The organism is Streptomyces sp. NPDC041068, from assembly GCF_040647455.1.
In the GTDB taxonomy this organism is placed as follows: Bacteria; Actinomycetota; Actinomycetes; order Streptomycetales; family Streptomycetaceae; genus Streptomyces.
Genome location: NZ_JBEZCG010000022.1, coordinates 46,729 through 71,633 on the forward strand (window position 1 = coordinate 46,729; position 24,905 = coordinate 71,633).

27 protein-coding genes are annotated in these 24,905 nt (G+C 69.6%); 13 read left to right on the plus strand and 14 right to left on the minus strand.

The genetic code is table 11. The annotated features are described in order from the left end of the window. Window positions 1-3 precede the first annotated feature (3 nt). Together purE and AB0B50_RS37815 are read right to left on the minus strand one after the other, a co-directional pair. Window positions 4-537 (minus strand): 5-(carboxyamino)imidazole ribonucleotide mutase, encoded by a 534-nt coding sequence (purE, locus tag AB0B50_RS37810; protein ID WP_362340475.1) that lies wholly within the window; start codon window positions 535-537, stop codon window positions 4-6. Beyond that, window positions 534-1,652: a 5-(carboxyamino)imidazole ribonucleotide synthase gene (locus AB0B50_RS37815; RefSeq protein WP_362340679.1), complete on the minus strand. Its 1,119-nt coding sequence runs from the start codon at window positions 1,650-1,652 to the stop codon at window positions 534-536. The genes purE and AB0B50_RS37815 overlap by 4 nt, the downstream gene beginning before the upstream one ends. Before the next feature lie 247 nt (window positions 1,653-1,899). Here AB0B50_RS37815 and AB0B50_RS37820 point away from each other — a divergent pair, with 247 nt between their 5' ends. Beyond that, on the plus strand, window positions 1,900-2,409 hold the full coding sequence (locus AB0B50_RS37820; RefSeq protein ID WP_362340477.1) for a GtrA family protein: 510 nt from the start codon (window positions 1,900-1,902) through the stop codon (window positions 2,407-2,409). Between the two features lie 39 nt (window positions 2,410-2,448). On the opposite strand, the gene AB0B50_RS37825 is transcribed toward AB0B50_RS37820, so the two are convergent. Both AB0B50_RS37825 and AB0B50_RS37830 read right to left on the minus strand, forming a co-directional pair. Next, window positions 2,449-3,717 carry an ATP-binding protein gene (locus AB0B50_RS37825; RefSeq protein ID WP_362340479.1) on the minus strand — a complete coding sequence of 423 codons (1,269 nt, stop codon included), beginning with the start codon at window positions 3,715-3,717 and terminating at the stop codon, window positions 2,449-2,451. Window positions 3,718-3,845: 128 nt separating this feature from the next. Beyond that, the gene (locus AB0B50_RS37830; protein ID WP_055544110.1) at window positions 3,846-4,523 is read right to left on the minus strand and encodes a response regulator transcription factor; all 678 of its coding nucleotides are present in this window, start codon (window positions 4,521-4,523) and stop codon (window positions 3,846-3,848) included. Window positions 4,524-4,994: 471 nt separating this feature from the next. On the opposite strand from AB0B50_RS37830, the gene AB0B50_RS37835 reads away from it, so the two are divergent. Together AB0B50_RS37835 and AB0B50_RS37840 are read left to right on the plus strand one after the other, a co-directional pair. Then, window positions 4,995-6,482 carry an oligopeptide:H+ symporter gene (locus AB0B50_RS37835; RefSeq protein ID WP_362340481.1) on the plus strand — a complete coding sequence of 496 codons (1,488 nt, stop codon included), beginning with the start codon at window positions 4,995-4,997 and terminating at the stop codon, window positions 6,480-6,482. 111 nt (window positions 6,483-6,593) lie between these two features. After that, window positions 6,594-7,421, plus strand: a complete 828-nt coding sequence (locus AB0B50_RS37840) for an alpha/beta hydrolase (protein ID WP_362340483.1) — start codon at window positions 6,594-6,596, stop codon at window positions 7,419-7,421. A gap of 134 nt (window positions 7,422-7,555) precedes the next feature. Here the strand turns inward: AB0B50_RS37840 and AB0B50_RS37845 are convergent, their stop codons facing one another. The 6 genes from AB0B50_RS37845 to AB0B50_RS37870 form a co-directional block, all read right to left on the minus strand. Next, window positions 7,556-8,926, minus strand: a complete 1,371-nt coding sequence (locus tag AB0B50_RS37845; protein WP_362340681.1) for a hypothetical protein — start codon at window positions 8,924-8,926, stop codon at window positions 7,556-7,558. Beyond that, a complete protein-coding gene (locus tag AB0B50_RS37850; protein ID WP_362340485.1) occupies window positions 8,926-10,080 on the minus strand; it encodes a hypothetical protein in 1,155 nt (384 codons plus the stop codon). The genes AB0B50_RS37845 and AB0B50_RS37850 overlap by 1 nt, the downstream gene beginning before the upstream one ends. Window positions 10,081-10,130: 50 nt before the next feature. Beyond that, on the minus strand, window positions 10,131-11,114 hold the full coding sequence (locus tag AB0B50_RS37855; protein ID WP_362340487.1) for a hypothetical protein: 984 nt from the start codon (window positions 11,112-11,114) through the stop codon (window positions 10,131-10,133). A 48-nt stretch (window positions 11,115-11,162) separates the two neighbouring features. Beyond that, window positions 11,163-11,903, minus strand: coding sequence for an LPXTG cell wall anchor domain-containing protein (locus AB0B50_RS37860; RefSeq protein WP_362340489.1), 741 nt, complete (start codon window positions 11,901-11,903; stop codon window positions 11,163-11,165). 266 nt (window positions 11,904-12,169) lie between these two features. Beyond that, the gene (locus AB0B50_RS37865; protein ID WP_362340491.1) at window positions 12,170-12,679 is read right to left on the minus strand and encodes an ATP-binding protein; all 510 of its coding nucleotides are present in this window, start codon (window positions 12,677-12,679) and stop codon (window positions 12,170-12,172) included. A gap of 250 nt (window positions 12,680-12,929) precedes the next feature. Further along, a complete protein-coding gene (locus AB0B50_RS37870) occupies window positions 12,930-13,298 on the minus strand; it encodes an STAS domain-containing protein (protein WP_362340493.1) in 369 nt (122 codons plus the stop codon). A 250-nt stretch (window positions 13,299-13,548) separates the two neighbouring features. Between AB0B50_RS37870 and AB0B50_RS37875 the strand changes: the two genes are divergently transcribed. Next, window positions 13,549-14,487 carry an RNA polymerase sigma factor SigF gene (locus AB0B50_RS37875; RefSeq protein WP_362340495.1) on the plus strand — a complete coding sequence of 313 codons (939 nt, stop codon included), beginning with the start codon at window positions 13,549-13,551 and terminating at the stop codon, window positions 14,485-14,487. 75 nt (window positions 14,488-14,562) lie between these two features. On the opposite strand, the gene AB0B50_RS37880 is transcribed toward AB0B50_RS37875, so the two are convergent. Further along, the gene (locus tag AB0B50_RS37880; protein WP_362340497.1) at window positions 14,563-15,255 is read right to left on the minus strand and encodes an aspartate/glutamate racemase family protein; all 693 of its coding nucleotides are present in this window, start codon (window positions 15,253-15,255) and stop codon (window positions 14,563-14,565) included. A 206-nt stretch (window positions 15,256-15,461) separates the two neighbouring features. Here AB0B50_RS37880 and AB0B50_RS37885 point away from each other — a divergent pair, with 206 nt between their 5' ends. Continuing rightward, window positions 15,462-18,464 carry a hypothetical protein gene (locus AB0B50_RS37885; RefSeq protein WP_362340499.1) on the plus strand — a complete coding sequence of 1,001 codons (3,003 nt, stop codon included), beginning with the start codon at window positions 15,462-15,464 and terminating at the stop codon, window positions 18,462-18,464. Here the strand turns inward: AB0B50_RS37885 and AB0B50_RS37890 are convergent. Together AB0B50_RS37890 and AB0B50_RS37895 are read right to left on the minus strand one after the other, a co-directional pair. After that, entirely contained in the window at window positions 18,440-18,757 is a 318-nt protein-coding gene (locus tag AB0B50_RS37890) for a hypothetical protein (RefSeq protein WP_362340501.1), read from the minus strand. The two genes, AB0B50_RS37885 and AB0B50_RS37890, sit on opposite strands and share 25 nt — an antisense overlap. After that, window positions 18,758-19,144 carry an ATP-binding protein gene (locus AB0B50_RS37895; RefSeq protein ID WP_362340503.1) on the minus strand — a complete coding sequence of 129 codons (387 nt, stop codon included), beginning with the start codon at window positions 19,142-19,144 and terminating at the stop codon, window positions 18,758-18,760. A gap of 114 nt (window positions 19,145-19,258) precedes the next feature. On the opposite strand from AB0B50_RS37895, the gene AB0B50_RS37900 reads away from it, so the two are divergent. From AB0B50_RS37900 to AB0B50_RS37935, 8 genes are all read left to right on the plus strand, one after another. Then, window positions 19,259-20,110, plus strand: a complete 852-nt coding sequence (locus AB0B50_RS37900) for a helix-turn-helix transcriptional regulator (protein ID WP_362340505.1) — start codon at window positions 19,259-19,261, stop codon at window positions 20,108-20,110. Then, a complete protein-coding gene (locus AB0B50_RS37905) occupies window positions 20,091-20,384 on the plus strand; it encodes a DUF397 domain-containing protein (protein ID WP_362340507.1) in 294 nt (97 codons plus the stop codon). Before AB0B50_RS37900 ends, AB0B50_RS37905 begins: the two co-directional genes overlap by 20 nt. Before the next feature lie 14 nt (window positions 20,385-20,398). Beyond that, window positions 20,399-20,950 (plus strand): DUF6879 family protein, encoded by a 552-nt coding sequence (locus tag AB0B50_RS37910; protein ID WP_362340509.1) that lies wholly within the window; start codon window positions 20,399-20,401, stop codon window positions 20,948-20,950. Window positions 20,951-21,044: 94 nt separating this feature from the next. Then, window positions 21,045-21,272, plus strand: a complete 228-nt coding sequence (locus tag AB0B50_RS37915) for a hypothetical protein (protein ID WP_362340511.1) — start codon at window positions 21,045-21,047, stop codon at window positions 21,270-21,272. After that, on the plus strand, window positions 21,250-21,777 hold the full coding sequence (locus AB0B50_RS37920) for a DUF6879 family protein (protein ID WP_362340513.1): 528 nt from the start codon (window positions 21,250-21,252) through the stop codon (window positions 21,775-21,777). Before AB0B50_RS37915 ends, AB0B50_RS37920 begins: the two co-directional genes overlap by 23 nt. 20 nt (window positions 21,778-21,797) lie before the next feature. After that, complete coding sequence (locus AB0B50_RS37925) at window positions 21,798-22,652, plus strand: helix-turn-helix transcriptional regulator (protein ID WP_362340515.1); 855 nt, start codon at window positions 21,798-21,800, stop codon at window positions 22,650-22,652. A gap of 226 nt (window positions 22,653-22,878) precedes the next feature. After that, entirely contained in the window at window positions 22,879-23,112 is a 234-nt protein-coding gene (locus AB0B50_RS37930; protein WP_362340517.1) for a DUF397 domain-containing protein, read from the plus strand. A 102-nt stretch (window positions 23,113-23,214) separates the two neighbouring features. Next, window positions 23,215-23,721 carry a hypothetical protein gene (locus tag AB0B50_RS37935; protein WP_362340519.1) on the plus strand — a complete coding sequence of 169 codons (507 nt, stop codon included), beginning with the start codon at window positions 23,215-23,217 and terminating at the stop codon, window positions 23,719-23,721. Here AB0B50_RS37935 and hutI read toward each other — a convergent pair. Beyond that, window positions 23,684-24,856: an imidazolonepropionase gene (hutI, locus tag AB0B50_RS37940; RefSeq protein WP_362340521.1), complete on the minus strand. Its 1,173-nt coding sequence runs from the start codon at window positions 24,854-24,856 to the stop codon at window positions 23,684-23,686. The two genes, AB0B50_RS37935 and hutI, sit on opposite strands and share 38 nt — an antisense overlap. Between the last annotated feature and the right edge of the window lie 49 nt (window positions 24,857-24,905).

The following is a 24,905-nucleotide window of genomic DNA, read 5'->3' on the forward strand; positions in this document are numbered from 1 at the left end:
CGGTCACTTCCCCGGGCCGAAGCCGAATCCGGAACCCGCTCCCTCGACCTTGGCGCGCAGCCGCTTGCCCTTCTCCGTCGCCTGGTCGTTCAGCTCCTGCTGGAACTCCCGCATACGGGACTGGAGTTCGGTGTCGTGCGCCGCGAGGATGCGGGCCGCGAGGAGGCCCGCGTTGCGCGCGCCGCCGACCGAGACCGTCGCCACCGGGACGCCCGCCGGCATCTGCACGATGGAGAGCAGGCTGTCCATGCCGTCGAGGTACTTCAGCGGGACCGGCACGCCGATCACCGGGAGCGGGGTCACCGACGCCAGCATGCCGGGCAGGTGGGCCGCGCCGCCCGCGCCCGCGATGATCGCCTTGAGACCGCGGTCCGCCGCCTGCTCGCCGTACGCGATCATCTCGTGCGGCATGCGGTGCGCGGAGACGACGTCGACCTCGAAGCGGATCTCGAACTCGTCGAGGGCCTTCGCCGCGGCCTCCATGACGGGCCAGTCGGAGTCGGAGCCCATGACGATGCCAACAACGGGGGAAGTCATTCGGTGATCGTTCCTCTGAGGTAGCCGGCTGCGTGACGGGCGCGCTCGAGCACGTCGTCCAGGTCGTCGCCGTAGGTGTTGACGTGACCGACCTTGCGGCCGGGCTTCACGTCCTTTCCGTACATGTGGATCTTGAGCTGCGGATCACGGGCCATGCAGTGCAGATAGGCGCTGTACATGTCCGGGTAGTCGCCGCCGAGGACGTTGACCATCACGGTCCACTCGGCGCGCGGGCGCGGGTCGCCGAGCGGCAGGTCGAGCACGGCGCGGACGTGGTTCGCGAACTGAGAGGTGATCGCGCCGTCCTGCGTCCAGTGACCGGAGTTGTGCGGGCGCATCGCGAGTTCGTTGACGAGGATGCGGCCGTCGCGGGTCTCGAAGAGCTCGACCGCGAGGTGGCCGACCACGCCGAGCTCCTTGGCGATGCGCAGCGCCAGCTCCTGCGCCTCGCCCGCCAGGGCCTCGGCCAGGTCGGGCGCGGGAGCGATCACCGTGTCGCAGACGCCGTCGACCTGACGGGACTCGACGACGGGGTACGAGACGGCCTGGCCGTGCGGCGAGCGGACGACGTTCGCCGCCAGTTCGCGTACGAAGTCGACCTTCTCCTCGGCGAGCACCGGGACGCCGGCCCGGAAGGGGGCTTCGGCGTCCTCGACGGAACGGACGAACCACACCCCCTTCCCGTCATAGCCACCACGCACCGTCTTCAAGATGACCGGGAACCCATCGCCCTCGGCCGCGAAGGCGGCCACGTCGGCCGGGTCCTTCACGATCCGGTGGCGCGGGCACGGCACACCGATCTCCATGAGCTTCGCGCGCATCACACCCTTGTCCTGGGCGTGCACCAACGCGTCGGGCCCCGGACGGACGGGAATGCCGTCCGCCTCCAGGGCCCTGAGGTGCTCGGTGGGTACGTGTTCGTGATCGAAAGTGATCACGTCGCAGCCCCTCGCGAACTCGCGCAGCGTGTCCAGGTCGCGATAGTCGCCGATGACGACATCGCTGACGACCTGCGCCGCGGAATCCTGAGGGGTGTCACTGAGGAGCTTGAATTTCAGGCCGAGGGGGATGCCCGCCTCGTGGGTCATGCGGGCGAGCTGACCGCCGCCGACCATGCCGACTACCGGGAACGTCACACCCCCAGGGTATCGGCCGGTATCGGCCACCCGGGAACGGCCGGAACCGATGGCTCCCGGCCCCTCCTGTCACAGCGGCGCCACAGTGTCCGAGCGCCCACGCGCGCCGATGATGGCCGCTGGTTAGCATGGCTGGGTCGACACGACCGAAACACCAATCCGTCGGCACGTACACGACAGGTACCAAAACGACCGGTACGAATCGACGGGGGCTGGGGCGACCACCATGACGGAACGGGGCGCACTTCGGGTGCGGCTGGATCGGCTCGCACGCGAAGTTGCCAAGTTCGGGGCCGTGGGGGCGGTCGGAACCCTGGTGAACTTCGGCGTCTTCAACCTCGTGCGGCACGTCACGGATCTGCACGTGGTGCGCGCGAGCGTGATCGCCACGGTCGTCGCCATCGTCTTCAATTACGTGGGCTTCCGCTACTTCACGTACAAGGACCGCGACAAGAGCGGCCGCACCAAGGAGCTCACGCTCTTCCTGCTGTTCAGCGCGGTCGGCCTGGTGATCGAGAACGGCGTGCTCTACGCCGCGACGTACTGGTTCGGCTGGGACGGCAGGCTGCAGGCCAACTTCTTCAAGTTCCTCGGCATGGGCATCGCCACGCTCTTCCGCTTCTGGTCGTACCGCACCTGGGTCTTCAAGGCGCTGCCCGCCCGCGAGGCCGTTGCCCATGCCGAATCGTTCCTGGAGGAGTCCGAGGAGCGGCCCGTGGCGCGACGGGCCGGCTGACGCCCCCGGCGTTCCCCTCCGGCGTTCCCCTCCCTGCACTCACCTGACGGTTTCGGCCTCGCCCTCGCCCCTCGAAGGGGGCGTACGCGACAGGAAGAGCCCGAAGACCGGCGGCGTCGTCTGCAGCATTTCCAGTCGGCCACCGTCCGCCTCGGCCAGATCACGGGCCACCGCGAGGCCGATTCCCGTCGAGTTGCGGCCGCTGATCGTCCGCTCGAAGATCCGCGCGCCGAGGTCGGGCGGGACGCCCGGACCCTCGTCCGTGACCTCGATGACCGCCTGGTTGCCGACGACGCGGGTGCGCAGCGCGACCGTGCCGCCACCGTGCATCAGGGAATTCTCGATCAGCGCAGCGAGGACCTGAGCCACCGCGCCCGGCGTGCCCACCGCCTCCAGGTGCCGCTTGCCGGAGCTGACGACGGCGCGGCCCGCGCTGCGGTAGGCCGGGCGCCACTCCTCCAACTGCTGCTTGATGACCTCGTCCAGGTCGAAGGAGACCGCGGATCCCGTGCGCGGGTCGCGGGAGTTGGTCAGGAGCCGCTCCACCACGTCGGTCAGGCGCTCGACCTGGGCCAGCGCGATCGTCGCCTCCTCCTTCACCGTGTCCAGCTCGTCGGTGACGGTGATCTCCTCCAGGCGCATGGAGAGCGCGGTCAGCGGCGTGCGCAGCTGGTGCGAGGCGTCGGCCGCCAGGCGCCGCTCGGCGGTCAACATGCGTCCGATGCGCTCGGCCGAGGAGTCCAGTACGTCGGCCACGCGGTCCAGCTCCGGGACGCCGTACCGCTTGTGGCGGGGCCGGGGGTCGCCCGAGCCGAGGCGCTCCGCGGTCTCGGCGAGGTCGGTGAGGGGCGACGCGAGGCGGTTGGCCTGGCGCACCGCGAGGAGCACCGCCGCGACGATGGCGAGCAGCGCCACGGCCGCGATGATCAGGAGGGTGCGGCCGACCTCCCGGGTGACCGCCGCCTTCGGCTCCTCGACGGTGACCTTCTCGCCCTGCTCGCCGGGGCGGGTGGCGCTGATGACGTCCCCGGTGGGCCGGGTGCCGATCTCGATGGCCTTGCGGCCGGGAATGTCGATGCGGGCGTAGCGGTCGGTGGCGACCTGGTCGCGCAGGATGTCGCCGCTGATCTTCTCCTCGCTGATCAGTCGGCTGTCGACGATGCTGGCGAGGCGCAGCGCCTCGGAATCCACGCGTTCCTGGGCGCTGCTGCTGATGGTTCTCGTCTCCACGATGACGAGGCTTACGCCGAAGACCGCGATGACTACGAGGACTACGGCGAGGGTGCTGTTGATCAGTCTGCGGCGCATTTACTCAGTGTCCCGCGCCGAAGGAGTTGCCTCTGGCGGTTCGGCGGCGGGTGCGGGTTCGTTGTGCTTGCTCGCGCAGTTCCCCGCGCCCCCTCTACGGGGCAGGCCCCCTTACGGGGCGCCGCCGCTCAGCTCTTCTCGAACCTGAACCCCACGCCCCGCACCGTCGCGATGTACCGCGGATTCGCCGCGTCGTCGCCGAGCTTCTTGCGGAGCCAGGAGATGTGCATGTCGAGGGTCTTGGTCGAGGACCACCACGTCGTGTCCCAGACCTCCCGCATCAGCTGGTCCCGGGTGACGACGCGGCCCGCGTCGCGCACCAGGACCCTGAGGAGGTCGAACTCCTTGGCGGTGAGCTGCAGTTCCTCGTCGCCCATCCAGGCGCGGTGCGACTCGACGTCGATCCGGACGCCGTGCGTGGCCGGCGCCTCCTTCGGCTCCGTGGCCCCGCGGCGCAGCAGGGCCCGGACCCTGGCGAGCAGTTCGGCCAGGCGGAAGGGCTTGGTCACGTAGTCGTCGGCGCCCGCGTCCAGGCCGACGACGGTGTCCACCTCGTCGGCACGCGCGGTCAGGATGAGGATCGGCACGGTGAGCCCGTCGGCCCGCAGGCGTCGGGCCACCTCCAGGCCGTCCATGCCGGGCAGCCCCAGGTCGAGCACGACCAGGTCGACGCTGCCCTGCAGTCCGGCGTCGAGAGCGGTGGGGCCGTCCTCACGCACCTCGACCTCGTAACCCTCCCTGCGCAGGGCGCGGGCCAGCGGCTCCGAGATGGACGCGTCGTCCTCGGCGAGCAGTACACGGGTCATGAGGTGATGGTAGTCCGCAGTGGACAACGGTCGTGCGGTGATCGCACAGTGGAGGTCAGGGCCTGCGGCTATGGGAAGCGATTCTGAGAAACACCTTTGATTGTGTGCTGTTGGTTGCAGCGACACCTGTGATCCATCTCTCAAGTCCTTCCATATGCATCCCTGACGTGTCGTATGGTGACCCAACGCCTGATGCACTACTCAAGGACCTATGGCCCGCTGTGCGCGCCTTAGGTCTCTTTTATGTGCGGGCCGGCTTCGGCCAGCCTTGAAAGGAATGACCTGTGGTCGGGCCCTGCGCGCGAGGATGCGCCCAGGGTGTGGATCCCGGAGTCGCCGTCCTTCACCTCCTTATTGCGGCGGTGAACCTCCCCTGGGCGTGGGGTTGGACGTACGACAACGGTGCCGACCGCCCCCCACCGGGCGCGCTCACGCTCCTGTCGCGCGTCCCGAACCCACGAGGATCGACCCATGGCGTCCAGCCTGACGAAGGACTCCGCCAGTACCCCTGGCTCCGAGAAGACCTTCTTCGGCCACCCCCGCGGACTGGCCACTCTGTTCATGACCGAGATGTGGGAGCGTTTCTCCTACTACGGCATGCGCGCCCTCCTCCCGCTCTACCTGGTCGCCCCCGGCGGGCTGAACCTCGACGCGGGCACCGCAGTCGCCATCTACTCCGTCTACATGTCGACGGTGTACCTGCTCTGCCTGCCCGGCGGCTGGTTCGGCGACCGCGTCTGGGGCCCGCGCAAGACGACGGCCATCGCGGCCTCCGTCATCGTGCTCGGCCACCTCATCCTGGCCCTGCCCGCCGACGCGACCTTCTACCTCGGTCTGCTCTTCGTCGCCCTCGGGTCCGGCCTTCTGAAGGCCAACATCTCCACGATGGTCGGCCACCTCTACGACGGCCCGACCGACCCGCGCCGTGACGGCGGTTTCACCGTCTTCTACATCGGCGTGAACCTCGGCGCCTTCTTCGCGCCCCTGACCATCGGCACGATCGGCGAGAGCGTCAACTGGCACCTCGGCTTCGCGCTCGCCGCCCTCGGTATGGCGTTCGGTCTGATCCAGTTCCTGCTGGGCAGCCGCCACCTGTCGGAGAAGTCCGACATCGTGCCGAAGCCGCTGAGCGCCGCCGAGCGTGCCTCCACGCTCAAGAAGGCCATGATCTGGCTGCTCATCGCGGTGGTCTTCTACGCGATCGTCGTGGGCACCGGTCAGTACACGCTGACCTGGGCGACCGTCCCGCTGCTGCTCATCGGTCTGATCGTCCCGATCGTCGTGCTCGGCCGCATCAAGCGCGACAAGGAGCTCACGCCCACCGAGCAGTCCAAGATGTCCGGGTACATCTGGTTCTTCATCGCCGCCGCCGTCTTCTGGATGATCTACGACCAGGGCGCGTCGACCGTGGCGCTCTTCGCCAAGGACCACGCCGACACCAGCGTCTTCGGCTGGGAGTTCCCGGTCTCCTGGTTCCAGTCGATCAACCCGGTCCTCGTCATGGCGCTGGCCCCGATCGCCGCCTGGCTGTGGCTGTACCTCAACCGCAAGGGCAGCGAGCCGAACACCGTCGTCAAGTTCGGCATCGGTCTGGTCCTGACCGGCATCTCCTTCTTCGTCTTCCTGCTGCCGCTGACGTCGGCCGGCGACGGCAAGGTCAGCCCCTGGTGGCTCGTCCTGATCTACTTCTGCCAGACCGTCGGTGAGCTCTGCATCTCCCCGGTCGGCCTGTCGGTCACGACGAAGATGGCCCCGGCCAAGTACGGCTCCCAGATGATGGGTGTCTGGTTCCTCGCCGTGACGGCGGGTGACGCGGTCGCCGGTCTGCTCTCCACGTACGGCGTCGACCTGAACAAGACGGGCGTCGTGGCCGCGGAGGCCGCGCTCGCGGTGTTCGCCGGTATCGCGGTGTACATGTACCGCAAGCGCGTCAAGGAGCTCATGGGCGACGTCCACTGACGTCCCGAGCCGTCACCGATTGACCCGAACTGAGGGCCGCCGCACCACCCGGTGCGGTGGCCCTTGGCGTTTCTGCCGGTGTGCGGACGTCCGCCGGTGGAGCATCTGGCCATGCGCCGTACGCTGCTCACCCTGGCCCTCTGCGGGGCACTGCTGTCGTCCAGTGCCGCCGCCGAGGCAGCCCCCGAACCGACCTCCGGGCGGCTCTTCTCGTACGGGGACCATGCCCGCCAGAACATCACCGTGTACGGCGACGGGGGCCCCGCCCTGGTGATCCTGCACGGCGGCTACTGGTCCAAGGACACCGACTGGAGCGGCTGGGCCCGGTGGTTCGCGGCCCGCGGCTTCACCGTGTACGACACCGACTACCGGCTCACCTCGGACGCGGTCTGGCCCGCGCAGCGTGACGACGTGCGGGCGGCGCTGCGGTGGGTGAAGCGGCGCGAGGGCGGCGAACGGCCGCTGGTGCTCGGCTCATCGGCGGGCGGCCATCTGGCCCTCCAGGCGGGGGCGTACGGGAAGGGGCGCTCGCGGGTACGGGGGGTTGTCGCACTGTCCCCCGTGGCCGTGCCCTACCGCGCGTGGACGGACGGAGCCGCGCCCGGTGCCTCCGCCGAGCGGCGGGCGCTGCGGCGGGCCGCGCAACGGCTCGCGGGGTGTTCCCCCGACCGCGGGGCGTTGCGCTGCTGGGAGCGGTGGGGCGACCTGGCGGTCACGTCCCACGCCTCGGGCGCGGATGACGCGCCCCTCCTGCTCATCCACTCGGCGGGGGACTTCGTACCGCCGGTCCACTCGGCGGAGCTTGCTGCTGCGCAGGGCCGGGCGGGTCTTGGGGACGTGACGGTACGGACGGTGCGGGGTTCGGCCCACGGGGCCCCGCTCCTCAAGGCCCCCGGCATGGCGCAGTCGGTACTTCGCTGGCTTCGGGGCCACGCTTAGCGCCCTGAAGGGGCGCGGGGAACTGCGCGCTCAGCCACCGACGGGCCGCAGACGCGTCTGCCTCCGGCGGTTCGGCGGCGGGTGCGGGTCTTTTGTGGTTGCTCGCGCAGTTCCCCGCGCCCCTGGTGGGGCGCCTAGCGCAGGCCCTTTCGTCGGCTCGGCAAGAACGTGAAGACCGCGCCGCCCAGAAGGATCACGGTCCCCGCCACGAGCCCAAGCGCCCTCAACGCCCCGTTGTCCTCCGCACCGGTATCCGCGAGGCCGCCGCCGGAGGCCGAGCCGCCACCCGTGGCAGCACCGCCGCCCGTGGTGGAGCCGCCCGCCGAACCGCCACCGGAACCGGACGCCCCGCCGGGCTGGGCGGAGGTGTCCAGTTCCAGCGAGACCTCGGCCTTGGTCGGCGTACAAGTCGTCGTCGTACCGAGGGCCTTGACCGTCAGGACGCCGGGCGACAACGTCGACTTCCCGTCCGCCCCCGGCTTGTACGTGCCGGTCAGGTCAGGGATCGTCATCGGGTCGCCGGACTTGATCGGCTCCTTGTTGGTCGGGCCCTCGACATGCACCGTGCCCTTGTCCGAGCCGCCCAGCTTCACCTCCATCGACGGCTTCACGGAGTCCGCCGGGATGTCGGCCGGGCTGTCCATCACGGACTTCTTGAACTGCACGGTCAGGCCGTAACTGCCGCCGTCCTTCTTGGCGTTGATCTGGACCGGCGAGGTCGCTTCCTTGTCGCCGATCGGCGTCTTGCACTGGTAGGGGGTCATGACTTCCTTGCCGGGGAAGTCGGTCTGCCCGTCGCCGCCGCCGGATGTGCCGCCCGAGGTCCCGCCGGTGTCACCGCCGGAGGACCCGCCCGCCGTACCGCCCGTACCACCGGTGCCACCCGTGCCACCGGTGCCGCCCGTGTCACCGCCGGTCGAGCCACCCGACGTACCACCCGTGCCGCCCGAACTGCCGCCGCCCTCCGTCACCTTGATGGTCGCGCCCGCCTTCACCTGCTCCTTGGGCGCGCACTTGGTGTCGGTCGAGATCGGCTTGCTGACGTTGATGTCGTACGCGTCCGGAGTCAGCGTCACCTCGCCCGCGGCGGTCAGCTTCAGCTTGCCCTTCATGTCGGACAGGATCATGGGGCTGTTCTTCTTGATGGGCGGGTTCTTGCGCTCCCCCTCCACCTTCAGGTCGCCGGTCTGGCCGCCGCCCAGCTTGATGGTGCCGGTCGGCCGCACCGTGTTCTCGTCCAGGTCGAGGACGTCCGGGTTCTTGGACGCGGCTCGGGTCGTCTTCCACACGACGTCGACCTCGTCGCCCACCTTCGCCGTGGCCGGCGCCGTGATCTCCACCTCCGTGGTGCCCTGCACGGGCGGCAGGCCGGAGATCGACGGGGGGATGCACTCCGTCTTGTACGACACTTCGGCGGCCTGTGCGGGGCCCGCCGTGAACAGGGTTCCCGCTCCGCCGAGCAGGAGCGCGACCGAGGCCGCGCCCGCTCTCCGTCGATGCGTGATCACGTGTTTCCCTTCGTCGGACTGTTGTCGGACGGTGCGGAGAGCCGGCCTGCGGGTGCGCCGGGGTCTGTGTCGGGGGTGAACCACGGCAGGGCGGTCGTGGCCGTCGGCTCCGTCGTGCCGGAGCCGTCGCCCGTGCCGGAGTCCCCCGAAGATTTCGTACGCGGTGTACGCGGTGTACGCGACGCCCTGGCCCTCTCGTCGGCCTCGACGGCACCCTGCGGCAGCCGCAACTTCGGCAGCCGCTCGGCGAGTTCGGCGATGCGGCCGCCGCGGTGCCGTCCGCCGCGGGAGACCCGGCGGCGGTGGGGGCGCAGGCGGTCGACGACCGCCATGCCGATGCGGAAGACGGCCGCGGGCACGACGACGCAGAGCAGGATCCAGAAGAGGGTCACGCCCCAGGGACGCCCCACGCCCCACGGCTGCTCGGCCAGGACCTTCCCGCCGAACTTCAGCGAGACGAGGTAGTCGCCGTGCGCGCCCGCCGAGAGCTCCACCGGCAGCTTGATCTGCGCCTTCTTGCCGGGCGCGATCGTGCCGCGCCACTGCTGTTCCTCCCACTGCGGGGCGAACACGCCGTGGGAGGTGCCGACTTGGAAGACCGGGTCCTTGACGGGCGCCGAGCCGACGTTGCCGACCGTGAAGACCAGCTTGCGCTGAGCCGGGGCGCCGAACCAGGTCAGGATCCCGCTGGAGCCCTCCAGGCGGGTGTCGGTGAGAACGGAGAGCTTGCCGTCGGCGCCCGGCGCGGGCAGCGCCTTCGCCGGGTGGCCCGCGACCTTCAGCGCGGTGTCGACCTGCGCCTTCTCACCCGTCACCGTGGCGACGTGGACGACGCAGGGGCAGGGCTTGGGCGGTTCGGCCACGGGGAGCTTCTTGCTGAAGGCGCCGTCCTTGTCCGTGGTGACGGCGAGGCCCTCGGAGTTGGCGCAGGAGTTGGTGCCGCCGATGACGCCCCTGCCGGGCGTGGACTGGCCGCAGACGAGCATCATGAGCAGCGCATCGGAGCGCCAGCCCTCACCTTTGACGGTGACCGAACCGCCCTTGCCCGCCTGGGACTTGGAGAGGGTGACGGTGGGCTTGTCGGCCGCGGCCGCCGACCCCTGCGGCAGCAGCGCGAAGCCGATCACGGCCAAGGCGGCCAGGACGGCCACGACGGCCGACGGTACGGAACCGGCCCTCGACCGGCTCCCGCTCTTCCCCTTCACAGTGCCTCTCCCGTCCCCGCTCGGGCCAACTCCCTTGCGCCGCTCTCCCGTTCGCCCTCCGGTTCGGGCACCTCGGGGCCGCGTCTCCGTCTGCGTACGAGATACGTCGCGCCGCCCGCGACGGCGAGCAGCAGGACGCCGCCCGTCACCGCGCCCCACGGCACGAAGCGGCCCGATGCCGTGGCGGTGTCGTGGGCGCCGCCCGACGCCGTGGCCGTGAGCTTCACGTCGACCGCGTCGAGCGCGGGGGCGTCCGGCCACGGCTCGGTCAGCGAGACGCGGCGCCCCGGCAGCAGCTCGACCGGCAGCCTGCGCGCGGGGCGGTCGACGAGCGTGCCGAAGACCCCCTCCGCGTGGACCGCCAGCTCGGGGGTCAGCACGGTGTTGCCGCGGTTAACCAGGTCGTACGCGATGCGCTTGCGGCCACCGTCGATCTTCACGCGCTCCACGGTGAGCGCCGAGAGCGTCGGCCCGCCGACCCTCAGGTGCACGCGCACGCCCACCGTGTGGCCGCCGCCGCTCGCGACGATCGCCCCGGGGTGGTCGCCGGGCAGCGCGTCCTCGGGGACCGTCATGGTGAACGGCACCTCGGCTCGGGTGCGCGGCGGCACCTCGACCTGGCGCTTCGCGAAGGTGATCCAGGCCCCGGTGTCCTTCGGCTTCCCCTTGGCCGGGGTGAGGGAGAACGCTCCGGAGCCCGTGTTGTCCGCGTCCGCGCCCCGCAGCGTGACCGTGCGGGGCTTCGCACCCGGGTTGGTGACGGACAGGGTGTCCTGGAGCACCGTGCCCGGGGTGCCCTCCGCGTAGAAGTAGGGCCGCCCGTCCTTCGCCGGGCGCGTGCCACCGCCCGCGGACGGCGCCGCGGACCACGGGGCGGAGCCGCCGCCGTCCGCGTGCGCGGGGGTCGCGGCGACGGCCAGCAGGACGGCCGCGCACAGCGCTGCGCGCGCGGAGGACAGCTTCGGCGGCTTCGGCGGCATCGGCGGCTCCTGGGGGCCTCGTTCGGTGGGCCGGTCTCTCGGGTCGCGCTACCGCGAGCGCGCCGCCTGGTTCCTGCGGGTCAGCCAGAGCGCGCCGGCCACGCCCGCGAGCAGCACGGTGCCGCCGAGGGTGCCGAGCGCTATCGCGGAGTCCGCGGGGCCGGTCTGCGGGAGCTCTTCGCCGCCGGAGGGTGCGCTGCCGGAGCCGCCGGAGGCGCTGTCGCCGCCGGTCGAGCCGCCCGACGTACCGCCGGATCCCGTGTCGGAGCCGCCGCCCGAGCCCTTGACGTCCAGTTCGAGGGAGGGCTTGGGGTTGTTGGACGGCGTACAGGTGGTGGTCGTGCCGAGCGCCTTGATGGTGAGGACGCCGGCCGTGAAGGTGACCTTGCCGCTCTTCTTGGGCGTGTACGTGCCCGACAAGTCACTGATCTTGATGGGGGTGTTTGCGGGGATCGCCTCGGCGTTCGTGGCGCCGGAGACCGGCACCGTGCCGCTCTCCGCCCCGCCCAGCTTGATCAACGCGCTTGGCTTCATCGCGCCCTTGCCGAGCTCCACCGGGCTGGAGGAGACGCCCTTCTGGAAGGACATCGTGAGCTTGTAGCCGCTGCCGCTCTTGACGCTCTTGATGTCGATCGGCGAGACGGCGCCCTTGTTCCCGATGGGCGTCTTGCACTGGTAGTTGACGTCCTGGACGGTGGCCTGCGCGGCGGGGGCGGCCAGCAGCACCGCTGAGCCGCCGGCCAGGACGGTGGCGAGCGCGAGCGCGGCCGATTTTTTCGTGTGCGACACCTCGTTTGTCCCCTCATGCCGGTCGTGGCGTGCCGCGGTGCGGAGTTGCTCGTGTTACTGACGGCACATCAGATTGGGCGCTCAAGGTACGCCCGGGACCTTGTCGAGGGAAGACAAAGGACGCGCCGGATCCGTAGTGATCCGGCGCGTGTGCGAACCGTGGGTAACAGCCGTGGCCCTGGGCGAGCGCCGGGCAGGCGCTGGACGGGCACCGGGCAGGCGCCAAACAGATGCTGGACGGGCACCAGGCGGGCGCCCGGCAGGCGCTAGGCGGGCGCGCCCAGCTCCGCCCAGACCGTCTTGCCCGTGACCCCTGGGGTCCTGACGACACCCCAGTCCAGGCAGAGTCGCTGGACGATGAACATGCCGTGCCCGCCGGGCCGCCCCGCGCGGTGCGGCGTGCGCGGCGCGGGCTGCCCCGCGCCGCGGTCGGAGACCTCGATGCGCAGGACCTTGCCGTCGCAGGAGAGCCAGAGCTCGTCGGGTCCCTCGGCGTGCAGGCAGGCGTTCGTGACGAGCTCGGACACGACCAGGAGCACGTCCTCGGCGGCGGCCCGCCGGTCGGCCCCGTCCGCAGGCAGCCAGCCCCACGCGTGGAGCGCCTGGCGCGTGTAGTCCCGGGCGAGCGGGACGATGCCGCTCGCGCCGTTCAGGCTCAGCCTGCGGACCTGTCGAGCCGCGGGCACCCCGGAGACCCGGTCCGCGGGAGCGTCCGCGACGGCGGCCTCGGACTCCGGGCCGCGATCGCCCGGCGAGTAAGGCCGGGTGGTGCTCATCAGCGCTTCACCTCACCGACAAGAGGACTGAGGACTCTGGACAAGTAGAGAACTCTGGGCGAGTAGGGGACATCGGCTGCTTGCCGTTCTGACTGTTGACTTGAGAACCGCTGTCGGCGGATCCAGGTCTCTCCTGCCCGGCCGAACCGTGAGAACACCCACTTGTTCGGCACGGTCCGTGTGACGCTGGTAACGCCATGATCACGCAGAGACAACTGACGCGTAACTTTCGCGCGTGACCGGCACGGGCTCAGTCGGCCAAAGCCGCGTCGAGCGTCCGGTGGACGGTGAAGACGGCCTCCGCGCCGGTGATCTCGAAGACCCGGGCCACCACCGGCAGCATCCCGGCCAGATGGACTCCGCCACCCGCGGCCTCGGCCTTGAGCCGGGCCCCGAGCAGCACGTTGAGCCCCGTGGAATCACAGAACTCAAGACGTGAGCAGTCGATGACGAGCCGTGCGAAGCCCTCCGAGAGGCAGTTCTCGAGTGGCTCACGCAACAAATCGGCGGTGTGGTGATCCAACTCACCCGCCGGGGTCACGACGGCACTCGTGCCCTCTTTTCGCACCTCGACCAGAAGGCGGCCCCTGTGTGCGCTGCCGACCGTCCCGCGGTCCATGCCGTCACTCTCTTCCGACCGTCGTGGCTGTTGATGACGCCCCTGAACATTACGCCTTCCGTACGGCCCGGGGTACCCGAACATCCCCCCGAATTCGGACATTTCACCGCAGAACGCACTTGCGACTCACGCACGGAAGCGGGTAGGGGTAGAAGGGACAGCAATCGACACGGACGGCTTTGGAGGCGCCGCACACCGCAGTGCACGTATTGGCATCGGCAGCCATATGCCGAGAACGATGGAGGACACCATGTCACCCCGGCTCGACGAATCGCGTACTGACCAAGCGACGTCGACACCCCCGCCGAACCGCTCCGCAATCGAGATCCCGGGTCCTGCCCACGAGCCGCAGCCGGCTCAGGACGCCCCCGAAGGGCTCCACAGCCTTCCCGAGCTCCCCGAGATCCCGCCGTACGACGAGGTGGGGCCGCTGGATGCGCGGGCCCTGTCCAAGACCCTCTTCGGGCGCCTCGAGTCGCTCGAGGAAGGCACGCACGAATACGCGTACGTCCGCAACACCCTGGTCGAGCTCAACCTCGCCCTGGTGAAGTTCGCGGCGTCCCGGTTCCGCTCCCGCAGCGAACCGATGGAAGACATCATCCAGGTCGGCACGATCGGCCTGATCAAGGCGATCGACCGCTTCGAACTCAGCCGCGGCGTGGAATTCCCCACCTTCGCGATGCCGACGATCGTCGGCGAGATCAAGCGCTTCTTCCGCGACACCAGCTGGTCGGTGCGGGTACCGCGCCGTCTGCAGGAACTCCGACTGGACCTCGCCAAGGCGGGCGACGAACTCGCCCAGCAGTTCGATCGCGCCCCCACGGTGGGCGAGCTCGCCGAGCGCCTGGGCATCTCCAACGACGAGGTCGTCGAGGGGATGGCCGCCTCCAACGCCTACACGGCGAGCTCGCTGGACGCCCAGCCCGAGGAGGACGACTCCGAGGGCGCGCTCGCGGACCGCATCGGCTACGAGGACCACGGACTCGAAGGCATCGAGTACGTCGAGTCGTTGAAGCCGCTGATCGCCGAACTGCCGCAGCGCGACCGGAAGATCCTCGCGCTGCGCTTCGTCGCCAACATGACGCAGTCGGAGATCGGGGACGAGCTCGGCATCTCGCAGATGCACGTCTCGCGCCTGCTCTCACGGACGCTCGTCAGGCTGCGCAAGGGGCTGACGCTGGAGGAATGACGCGGGAGTGATCCGGTCCGGGGGTGCCCCGGGTCCCGGGAGTGACTCCATCGGTGGACGCCGCCCTCACCTGCTTCACATGCTGAGGGCGGCGTCCACTGCCGCTTCCGCGTGCAGGCGGGTCGTCGGGAAGACCGGCACGGGGCTGTGCTCGGCCCCGATGAGCAGCTCGATCTCGGTGCAGCCGAGGATGACGCCTTCGGCGCCCTCGCGCACGAGGTCCGCGATGACCGCCTGGTAGGCGGCACGGGACTCCTCGCGTACGACGCCGAGGCACAGTTCCTCGTAGATCACGCGGTGGACGAGGGCACGCCCGGCCTCGTCCGGCACGAGCGCCTCCAGGCCGTGCCCGGTGAGCCGTTGGCGGTAGAAGTCCTGCTCCATGGTGAACGCGGTGCCGAGCAGCCCCACGCGCCGCACGTCCGCGCGCAGGACCGCCTCGGCGGTGGCGTCCGCGAGGTGCAGCAGCGGCACGGAGAGCGCCGCCTCGACCTGTCCGGCCACCTTGTGCATGGTGTTCGTACAGATGAGCACGAGATCGGCGCCCGCGGCCTCGACTCCCCTGGCGGCAGCGGCGAGTACGTCCCCCGCCCGCTCCCACTCCCCCGCGACCTGCAGCCGCTCGATCTCGGCGAAGTCGACGGAGTACAGCACACAGCGGGCGGAGTGCAGCCCGCCGAGCCGCTCGCGTACGAGTTCGTTGAGCAGCCGGTAGTACTCGGCGCTGGACTCCCAACTCATGCCGCCGATGAGGCCGATGGTCTTCATGGGGTCAGGATGCCGTACGACGGAGAGGGCCTTGGGAGGGGCAGCTCCAAGCCACGGCCGAGGCAACAGAGCCACGGTTCCGTACCGGGCTTCGCGGGCATGTGGCCCCCGAGGGGGTGTGGTGGATGCCAGGGCCGCTGCGTTACACGGATGCCGTGCGACTGCTCGGCGGAAGCGGACCAGCCGTTGAGGCACTGGACCGCGTCGTGGGCGGAGCCTTGACCACCGCCGTCGGCGCCGCGCCCGAGCTGCTCCTGTCACTGGTCGGGGCCGATGCTCAACTGGCCCGGCTCAGCAGCTCGTTGGTTTCGGGGGCTGCCGAGCGGATACATGGCCTGGGCCGGTTCGAGCGCACCGAGCGCCTGGCCGCAGCCCACGCGGTGATCGTGGTGGCCGCCTACGGTGACGCCGTCGCCGCTGCGCGTCTGCCCTTCGACGAGCGGGACCTCGCCGAGACCCGGACCGATTCCGTGCGACTCGCCACCGGCGATGCCCCCGAGTCCCGCCGCCTCACCGCCGTCGCCGATCACCTCCTGCGTTCGCAGCTACCGTTGCCGTCCCCGCACGAGCCGTACGAGGCGACCCTGGCCGCGCTGTCCGGCTTCTACGCCTCCATGTCCAGGCACATGGAGGCGTACGTGTCCGGCCTGGCCCTCTGGGACGAGATGGCGGCCGAGACGCGCGAGGAAGTCTGCGAAGCCCTGCACAGACGCATCCCACCCGCCGCGCTGACCCGTTACGAAGAGCTGTTCCGTCAATTGGCCACGGACTTCCCGGATGTGGGGATCTGGGCCGACCGCGTGGAGCACCGGGCCACCCGGCTCACGGTGCGTCGCCTGGAGGACATGGTCGCGCGGCTTGCGGACGGGGATCTTCCGGCCGGTCGTCTGGCCGCCCTGCGGCGCGCCGGGGCCATGCCCTTCGATGCCCCGGTCCTGGGGGCGGAGGGCGTCGCCGCTGGGATGTCGATCCCGAGCCTGCGAGAGGCGTACATAAGCCCGGACTTCCGAGTGGCGGGGTTCGCGGCAACGGACCCGCTCACCAGTGAGTGGTGGTGGCGGGAGCAAGAGGCGCGCCATGGCCTGGACGCGTTTCTGGAGGGTTTGCTGACCGCACCCACGGCGGTCGGGACGCCGATACTGCTCCTTGGCCTTCCGGGATCGGGAAAGTCGCTCTTGACCAAGGTGCTCGCGGCCCAGCTGCCCGCCGACGACTTCCTGGTGGTGAGGGTCCCCCTGCGGGACGTGCCCGCCGACACAGGGGTACAGGAGCAGATCGAGGCGGCGATGCGGCAGGCCACCGGCGAGCGGGCCATGGGCTGGGCGGATGTCGTCCGCGCGGCCGACGGCGCCCTGCCCGTCGTACTCCTCGACGGGTTCGACGAGCTGCTTCAAGCAACAGGGCTGCATCAGTCCGACTACCTGGAACGCGTGGCGGACTTCCAGCGGCGCGAGGCCGCGCTCGGTCGGCCACTCGCCATTGTCGTCACGAGCCGCACGGTCGTCGCCGACCGTGCCCGGCTGACACCGGGTGGGATCGCGATCCGGCTCGAACCCTTCAACACCGCGCAGACCGAACAGTGGCTGGCGGTGTGGAACGGCAAGAACACCGCCTACTTCGACCGTCACGGCCTGCGTCCGCTCACCGCCGAACAGGCACTCGCCAAGACCGACCTCGCGAGCCAGCCGCTCCTGCTCCTGATGCTGGCGCTGTACGACGCCGAGGACAACGCCTTTCAGCGTGAGGCGGGCACGCTCGCGAGCTACGAGCTGTACGAGCGGCTGCTCGCCCGGTTCGCGCGCAGAGAAGTCCTCAAACACGAGGCACGGCTGACCGACACAGAGGTGGCCCAGTCGGCGGAACACGAACTGCTGCGGCTCTCGGTCGCCGCCTTCGGGATGTTCAACCGGGGTCGGCAATGGGTCACCGAGGACGAACTGGATGCGGATCTAGGGGCGTTGCTGCCACATCAGGCAGCATCGCCGACGGAACTGCGGGCGGTGCTGACCGAGGCGCAGACAACCATCGGGCAGTTCTTCTTCATCCACCGCGCGGAGGCGTTCCGCGACGACATGCGGTTGCGGTCGTACGAGTTCCTGCACGCGACCTTCGGCGAGTTCCTGATCGCGCGGCTCATCACGCACGAGCTCCAGGACCTGCTGGCGGGCGAGCGCGCAGGAGCTCAGCGGCCCCGGCGCTCCCGCACCGACGACTCGTTCCTGTACGCGCTGCTGTCCTTCGCCGCCTGCGCGGGGAGCGGGCCGGTCACGGCATTCCTGACAGAGGCACTGCGATCGCTGCCACCACAGGACCGGGACGACCTGAACCGACTCCTGTTGCCGCTGTTCCACGATTCCCTGGACCAGCGGCACAACTCCTCGTACGCCTCCTACCGGCCAAGCACACGTTCCGCCCCTGCGGCGCATGCCTGCTACCACGCCAACCTGCTCTTCCTTGTTCTCGTCGTGGCGGAAGAGGTGACGGGGCGTGACTTGTTCCCCAACGAGCGGGACCCGGTGACCGGGTGGCGCAGAAGCATGCTCCTGCTCGAATCACAGCTGGGCCCGGAGCAGTGGTCGGCACTGGCGAACCGGCTGCGGTTGGAGCGGGCGTGGGACGGCGAGCGGCGCAGCATCAAGGTCGGACTGGCTGGTGAATCGGCCCCCGGACTGGAGCAGGCCTTCCCGACCGTAGACCCGTTCTGGACCTACGACGGAGTCTTGGGGCCGCCGTACAGCGGCTGGGTGCACACCAGCTCGGACGACGTGTTGTGGCACGCCTACCTGCGGTGCGACCAAGATGCCGACGCCCTGCTGCAGGTGGCCCAGGTCCTGGACGAGCTCGGGATCGGCATAGCGCTCACCAACCATGTCGTCCTCCCCGACGGAGAGTCGGTCTCTGCAGCCCGGTTGTTGCTCGAATTGTGGAGCAAGGCCGGAGACTTCTCGTCCGTACACCGGGATGCCCTGCGGGCGTCGCTGAGATCCCTCTCGCCAGAGGACGGCTTCGCCGAACGCTACTTGTCGGCCGTGCTGCGCCAGTGGGAACTGACGGGACATCCTGTACCGCAGGACTGGGTGGACCGGGCCCGCGCCGTGATCAACACTCCTACGGAGCGGGGAGCACTCGACCGCCTCCTCGACGAATTGCCGCAACCACCGGCCCGCTCCCGGACCTCGCCGCCTCAGGCGGGCAGCGCCACGCCGTGAATGACGGCCGGGCCGTAGTCGACGCCCTCCAGGGCGAGGGCGAGTGCCAGTCGCCGTTCGGCCTGGAGTAGGCGGCGTTCGGCGGCGCGGTAGTAGGGGCGGGTGAGCGGCACTCCGCTGACGTCGATGGGGTGGTCCTCGGCGACCTCACGGGCGTATGGGCTGCGCGGGAGGCGGGCTCGGGCGCGGGGGCCTGGGCGCGGTCGGCACGGTGGCGGCGCCTCCTCCTCCGCGACGTGGGCGCGACGTGTGCCCGTGCCGGGCAGGAGCCGGGCGAGCAATCTGCGCAGCACCTACCCCTCCCCCAGCTCGCACCAGACGGTCTTGCTGTCGGGCCCCTGCTCCACGCCCCAGCGCAGCGAGACCGCGTCGAGCAGGGCCAGGCCGCGCCCCGTCTCGTCGTCGCCGCCCGCCGTGCGGAGCACGGGCCAGACGCGCGGGTCGGGATCGGTGACGGCCACGCGGATCCGGCCGGGGGCGCGGGTGAGGCGGACGGTGACGGGGGTTCCCTCGCCGAGGTGGCGGATCACGTTGCTGAGGAGTTCGCTGACGCAGAGTTGTACGTCGGGGTGGGGCGCGCCGTACGGGTGCCCGCTCAGGGTGCGGCGGAGTTCGGGGACGGCTTTGGGGACGGCGAGGAGGTCGAGTTCGAAGGTCGGGACGGGGTCCAGGTCTTGCATGGGGTACGCCTTCCGTGCGCACTGTGATGGTTCGGTCACACAGTGACGTGGGGCGGCGTAACGTGACAGAGGTTTGGGTTGCGCAGGGCAACTGGCAAATGGCGGTGGTGAGTTGTGCCTCCTCGTAAAGATCCCGACGCGTCGGCGAGCGTTCCGGCCTTCTATGGCGCGGAGCTGCGCTTCAAGAGGGAAGCCGCGGGCCTCACCCTCGAAAGGCTGGCCGAGGGCAGCTATCGGGGCGTCTCCTTCCTCAGCCAGATCGAGCGCGGCGAGCGGCGCATGCCACTCGATCTGGCTCAGCACGTCGACGACAAGCTCCAGACCGACGGCTTTTTCCAACGCCGTTGTGAAGATGCGCGCAAGGCCCGCCAGGGCGGTCACGCCGAGTACTTCGCGGATGTCGCGGAGATGGAGCGGTATGCGGAGTCCATTGAGGAGTGGGCTCCGATGCTGGTTCCTGGGTTGCTGCAGACGCGGGCATACGCGGAGAACGTCGTACGGACCTCATTGCCCTGGCTGCGGCCGGACACCGTAGAAAAGCAGGTCACCGCACGCATGGAGCGTGCGGAACTGTGGGAGCTGGAGGCGCCTCCGGCTTTCTGGGCCATCCTGCACGAGTCGATGATCCGCAAGTCGATTCTTCCGCCGGGGCAGATGGCGGACCAGCTGGAGCGCATCCTGACGGTGGTCCGGTCCGCCCAGGGTGTTTTGCAGATCCTTCCGGAAACGACAGCGGCCCACCCCTTCATGATGGGCATGACCAAGGTCATGACCTTCCCAGACGCCCCTCCCGTGGTGTACACGGAAGGCCTTCACAGCGGCCAACTCATCGACTACCCACGGCTCGTGAAGGACTACCGCAAGTCGTACGATCTGCTCAGGGCCGCCGCACTGCCGCCTGAGGCGTCCCTCGCCATGATCGAGGATGCGGCTGAGGATTACCGAAATGGCAAGCCACGAGATTGACTTGAGCGTCGCAGTCTGGCGCAAGAGCAGCTACAGCAACGGTTCCGGAGGCGACTGCGTCGAGGTGGCTGAGCACTTCCCCGGCGCCGCCCTCTGGCGCAAGAGCAGCCACAGCAACGGCACGGGCGGAGAATGCGTCGAGGTCGCCGACGGCCTCCCCGGCGTCGTCCCCGTCCGCGACTCCAAGGTCACGAACGGCCCCGCCCTCCTGATCCCCGCGACCGCGTGGAGCCCCTTCGTCGACGCTGTCACGAAGGGCGAACTGACCACCTGAAAGGGAGGCCATCCGTGCTCTTGGAGGGTGAGGAATGGCGCCAGTTCTTCGACGCCTTCGAACGGGAGGCCTGGCGATTCGAGGCGCAGCCGACGTACACCATGCCCAAGGAACGGGAGAACGCCGCCCGCTTCCTGCGGGGCGAGGCCAAGCCCTCCGGTCACAACGCCCGCTGGCGTGAACGGGTGCGCGGATACGTCGAGTCCGGCAGGCACATCGGCCGCGTCCGCGTCGTGCGTCGGCCGCTCACCGACTACCAGCGGTACCAGTTCGCGTGGGGCATCCCGGGCAACATCGCAGCGGGTGAGGACATCCGCGTCCTGGACGTGACGCGGGAGGATTACGGCTTGCCGCTCTCGGGGCGCGATTGGTGGATGTTCGACGATTCCCGCATCGCCCACCTGAACTTCCGGACGGACGGCACCCAGATCAATCGCGAATCGTACGAGGGAGATCCAACGCCCTACCGGGAGTGGAAGCGCACAGCCCTGGAGCACGCCGTACCTTTCGAGGACTACGCGGTCGATCACTCTCCGGGAGAGGCGCGACGATTGCGGGAACCTTAACCCCACGCAAGTTCGTGCAAGTTCCGTGCGGAGCAGGGCGAGTTGGGCGCAAGCTCGCACTCAGAGATCGTCTTCCACGAACGAGGTGGTCATCATGGTGCTGCGCATGTTGGGCAAGGACCCAGAGTCTCCCGAAGGCAAGTCCGCGACGATCTACTACGACGACGTGCCGGACCGGTACTTGGTCCAAGGGCTGAAGGTCCTCGACGAGGAACGCCTCTCACAGATGGACCTTCCGGACCATGAGGCGGTCGTGGAGATCCCGAAGTACATGGTGCAGTTCTTCCCGGAGGTGAGCGGTGGCCGTGGAGCCGACGTTTGAGGAGCTGTTCCGGCAGGCCAAGCGCTCTGCTGTGCACCTGGAGATGCGGGACGGTTACATGCGTTCCGACCTGGATTTCGTCTCTTGGTCACGGGCCCCGCAGAGCGTTCCGCCACTGCGGCCGCCTGAGACGAGGCCGTGGCTTTCGCTCATGAAGGAGATCACCAGCCGCGGAGTTGAAGTTCGTCGTGCGCGGATCTTCTCCGAACCGATGAGCGACTACCTGCGCTACGAGCATCACCTGACGCCGAGCAACGTGGCAGCCGGTGAAATCGTGCGTTGGCTGCCGCGCCGCCAGGCATCGGATCTCGCGCTCCCGGGCAACGACTTCTGGCTGTTCGATGACAGCCTCGTCCTCTTCCTCCACTTCACGGGTGAGGGAGAGCTGTCCCCCGAGGGCGACGAGGAACGGTCGCGTGCACCAGCAGTGGTCCGGCTGTGCTCCACGGCCTTCGAGGCCGTATGGAAACGGGCCGTGCCACACGAGGAGTACAGGCCGATCTGAGCCAGCGGAGCCGATATTCCGTGTCCCCGCCTTCGCAGCCATCGAGCGTTCGGCAAGCCAGAGAGGCGCTCGGGAAGCGCCTGCGCGAAGTCCGCAAGGCATCTGGCCTGACAGGCCGCGCTCTGGCGGCGAAGGCTGGTTGGCACGAGTCGAAAAGTTCGCGACTTGAGAACGGCAAGACCCCACCCTCGGATGAGGACATCCGAACCTGGACCCGCATCTGTCACGCACAGCATGAAACTGCGGACCTCATCGCGACGGCTCGCGGCATCGACGGCATGTACGTCGAGTGGCGCCGCGTGGAGAGCGCTGGGCTGAGGCGTGTCCAGGAATCCGTACTGCCGCTGTTCCTGCGAACCCGCTGGTTCCGCTTCTACCAGTCGCAAGTGATCCCCGGCCTGCTCCAGACCGAGCACTACACGCGCGCCATGCTCAGCACGGTCGTTGCGCTGCGGGAGGTCCCTGCCGACATTGACGACGCGGTGACCGCCCGTATAAGCCGCCAGCACATCCTGCACGCCGGGGGACGCCGCTTCGCCTTCCTGATCGAGGAATGGGTTCTGCGGTCAGTCATCGGCTCCTCAGAGACCATGGAGAACCAGCTCGTCCACCTCATCGGTCTGACGGCCACCCCAGCTGTGAGCCTCGGTGTGATCCCCATGGGGGTTGCGCGGGGCAACGCATGGCCCGCCGAGTCATTCGCCATCTACGACGAGAAGCAGGTATCCGCCGAGCTGGTATCCGCCTGCCTCACCGTGACGCAACCACGCGAGATCGCTGATTACGCGAAGAGCTTCACCGAGCTGGCGGGCATTGCCGTTTATGGAGCCGCAGCCAGGCAGCTCATCGCCTCAGCCATCGACGCGCTCGGGTGAAGGGGTGCAAGTACGTAGAAGTTCGTTGATTCCCGGCTTCCACGATCCTTACCTTCGACTGACAGGCCCCACGTAATCGACGGTTGAGGTGACAAGGGTCAAAGAGCAGTAGCGCTCGACAGATTCCGGTGAGTCGGCCGCCCGGAACCAACCGGCAGATGTTGCTCCCCCTCAGGTAAGGATCCGCGATCTCCTTGCCGCCCACTCCCACAACGGAAGGTGAACCATGCCTGGAACCGACATCTACAGCCTCCCCCTCTCCGAAGCCGCCGTCTTCAGCAAGGCCTGCGGCGGCAACACCCACCCCGACGGCGAATCGTGCGTCACCCTCGCCAAGATCGGCGAGGGAGCTTGGGCCGTGGGTGACAGCAAGCGGCCCGATGTCACGCCTCTGCGCTTCACCACGGCCGAGCTGAACGCGGCCGGTATCGACCCGGCGAGGTTCGGGCTCTCGGCCTGACCCTCGCATGCCTCGCACCTCCGGCCGGGCTCCATTCCCTCCGCAGGGCGGGTCCCGGCCGGACGCCACCGTCGCTCCGAACTCCCCTGAAGGGGAAGACCGTTGCACCACCACGGCTACCTGTGGACCGGCCCAAAGCAACGCTTCGACGACGAGGCCCTGCGTCGGCCGCCGCCCCCGCACTCGCCCCCGGACGGCAGCCGGCCCGAGTTGGTCCACCGCCACCGTGAGGTGCGAGCGGAGTTCCCGCTCGTGGATCTGCCACCACTGGAAACCGCGTACTGGCTGATCAAGCCGGAGGAACTGATCCAAGGCACGTGGGACGAGCCGAGGGAGGCGGCGGCATGGTTGGGGGCGCGGCTGGCCGAGTACGCATCCCGGTTCGGCTCCGAGACCGACCGGGACCCTACGCGCCGCTCAATGCTCGTCGATTCCGCCGCCGAACGGCTCGGTCAGGGCGGCGATGTCTCCCATGGCTGCTACCTGGAACGACCCTCGTTCCTGTCCCTGGCCCTGGTGTGCTTCTCCCCGAACCGCGCCATACCCGAACTGGTCTGCCCCACAAGGGCAATCAGCCCTGACGGACGCCCCGCCGCCACACCTCGCTGACCAGCGGAACCCCCGGCCGGTAGGCGAGGTGGACATGGCTCGGGGCGTCGAGCAGGGCCAGGTCCGCGCGGGTGCCCTCGCGGAGGGTGCCGACATCGTCGCGGCGCAGGGCCTTCGCGCCGCCCGCCGTCGCCGACCAGATCGCCTCGTCCGGGGTCATCCCCATGTCCCGTACCGCCAGGGCGATGCAGAAGGGGACCGAGGACGTGAAGGAGGAGCCAGGGTTGCAGTCCGTCGACAAGGCCACCGTGGCGCCCGCGTCCAGGAGGCGGCGGGCGTTCGGCCACTCGGCTCGGGTGGAGAATTCCGCGCCGGGGAGCAGGGTGGCCACCGTGTTGCCCTGCGCCAGGGCGTCGACGTCCGCGTCCGTCAGGTGCGTGCAGTGGTCCGCCGATGCCGCGTCCAGTTCCACCGCCAGTTGCACACCCGGGCCGTACGAGAGCTGGTTCGCGTGGATGCGGGGGTGCAGGCCCTTGGCCTTGCCCGCCGTCAGGATGGCGCGGGCCTGGTCGCCGTCGAAGGCGCCCTTCTCGCAGAAGACGTCCACCCAACGGGCGTGCGGGGCGCAGGCGTCCAGCATCTCGCCCGTGACCAGGTCCACGTACGCCGCCGGGTCCTCGGCGTAGTCGGGGGACACGATGTGCGCGCCCAGGTACGTGACTTCGTCCGTGTGCGCCGCCGCGATGCGCAGGGCGCGGGACTCGTCCTCCGTCGTGAGGCCGTAGCCGGACTTCGTCTCGAACGTCGTCGTGCCCTGGCGGAGGGCCTCGCGGAGGTAGTGGACGACGTTCGCTTCCAACTCGGCGTCCGTCGCCGCGCGGGTCGCCGCCACCGTGGTGCGGATGCCGCCCGCCGAGTACGCGCGGCCCGACATGCGGGCGTTGAACTCCTGGGTGCGGTCGCCGGCGAAGACGAGGTGGGAGTGGGAGTCGACGAAGCCGGGGATGGCGGCCTTGCCTTGCGCGTCGTGGGTGGTGTCGGCGGCGGGGGCCTTCGCCGCCGGGCCCACCCAGGCGACGGTCTCGCCGTCCAGGACGACGGCGGCGTCCGTGAGGAGGCCGAGGGCGGTTCCGTCGCCCTGGGCCGGGTCGTTGGTGACGAGGCTGGAGATGTTGGTGATGAGGGTGGTGGTCATGGGGGTCCTCTGCGGGTGAGTGGGGGCGGGTGTCTCGCCTCCGGCGGCT

What these genes read in the sequence shown, in the direction of transcription:
- AB0B50_RS37915 (WP_362340511.1), top strand. Translation starts at nt 21,045, where the DNA reads ATGGTGCTGCGCATGTTGGGCAAGGACCCAGAGTCTCCCGAAGGCAAG.
- AB0B50_RS37865 (WP_362340491.1), bottom strand. Translation starts at nt 12,679, where the DNA reads ATGAGCACCACCCGGCCTTACTCGCCGGGCGATCGCGGCCCGGAGTCC.
- AB0B50_RS37815 (WP_362340679.1), bottom strand. Translation starts at nt 1,652, where the DNA reads ATGGTCGGCGGCGGTCAGCTCGCCCGCATGACCCACGAGGCGGGCATC.
- AB0B50_RS37875 (WP_362340495.1), top strand. Translation starts at nt 13,549, where the DNA reads ATGTCACCCCGGCTCGACGAATCGCGTACTGACCAAGCGACGTCGACA.
- AB0B50_RS37930 (WP_362340517.1), top strand. Translation starts at nt 22,879, where the DNA reads ATGCCTGGAACCGACATCTACAGCCTCCCCCTCTCCGAAGCCGCCGTC.
- AB0B50_RS37905 (WP_362340507.1), top strand. Translation starts at nt 20,091, where the DNA reads ATGGCAAGCCACGAGATTGACTTGAGCGTCGCAGTCTGGCGCAAGAGC.
- AB0B50_RS37835 (WP_362340481.1), top strand. Translation starts at nt 4,995, where the DNA reads ATGGCGTCCAGCCTGACGAAGGACTCCGCCAGTACCCCTGGCTCCGAG.
- AB0B50_RS37825 (WP_362340479.1), bottom strand. Translation starts at nt 3,717, where the DNA reads ATGCGCCGCAGACTGATCAACAGCACCCTCGCCGTAGTCCTCGTAGTC.
- AB0B50_RS37840 (WP_362340483.1), top strand. Translation starts at nt 6,594, where the DNA reads ATGCGCCGTACGCTGCTCACCCTGGCCCTCTGCGGGGCACTGCTGTCG.
- AB0B50_RS37880 (WP_362340497.1), bottom strand. Translation starts at nt 15,255, where the DNA reads ATGAAGACCATCGGCCTCATCGGCGGCATGAGTTGGGAGTCCAGCGCC.
- AB0B50_RS37830 (WP_055544110.1), bottom strand. Translation starts at nt 4,523, where the DNA reads ATGACCCGTGTACTGCTCGCCGAGGACGACGCGTCCATCTCGGAGCCG.
- AB0B50_RS37895 (WP_362340503.1), bottom strand. Translation starts at nt 19,144, where the DNA reads ATGCAAGACCTGGACCCCGTCCCGACCTTCGAACTCGACCTCCTCGCC.
- purE (WP_362340475.1), bottom strand. Translation starts at nt 537, where the DNA reads ATGACTTCCCCCGTTGTTGGCATCGTCATGGGCTCCGACTCCGACTGG.
- AB0B50_RS37820 (WP_362340477.1), top strand. Translation starts at nt 1,900, where the DNA reads ATGACGGAACGGGGCGCACTTCGGGTGCGGCTGGATCGGCTCGCACGC.
- hutI (WP_362340521.1), bottom strand. Translation starts at nt 24,856, where the DNA reads ATGACCACCACCCTCATCACCAACATCTCCAGCCTCGTCACCAACGAC.
- AB0B50_RS37870 (WP_362340493.1), bottom strand. Translation starts at nt 13,298, where the DNA reads ATGGACCGCGGGACGGTCGGCAGCGCACACAGGGGCCGCCTTCTGGTC.
- AB0B50_RS37855 (WP_362340487.1), bottom strand. Translation starts at nt 11,114, where the DNA reads ATGCCGCCGAAGCCGCCGAAGCTGTCCTCCGCGCGCGCAGCGCTGTGC.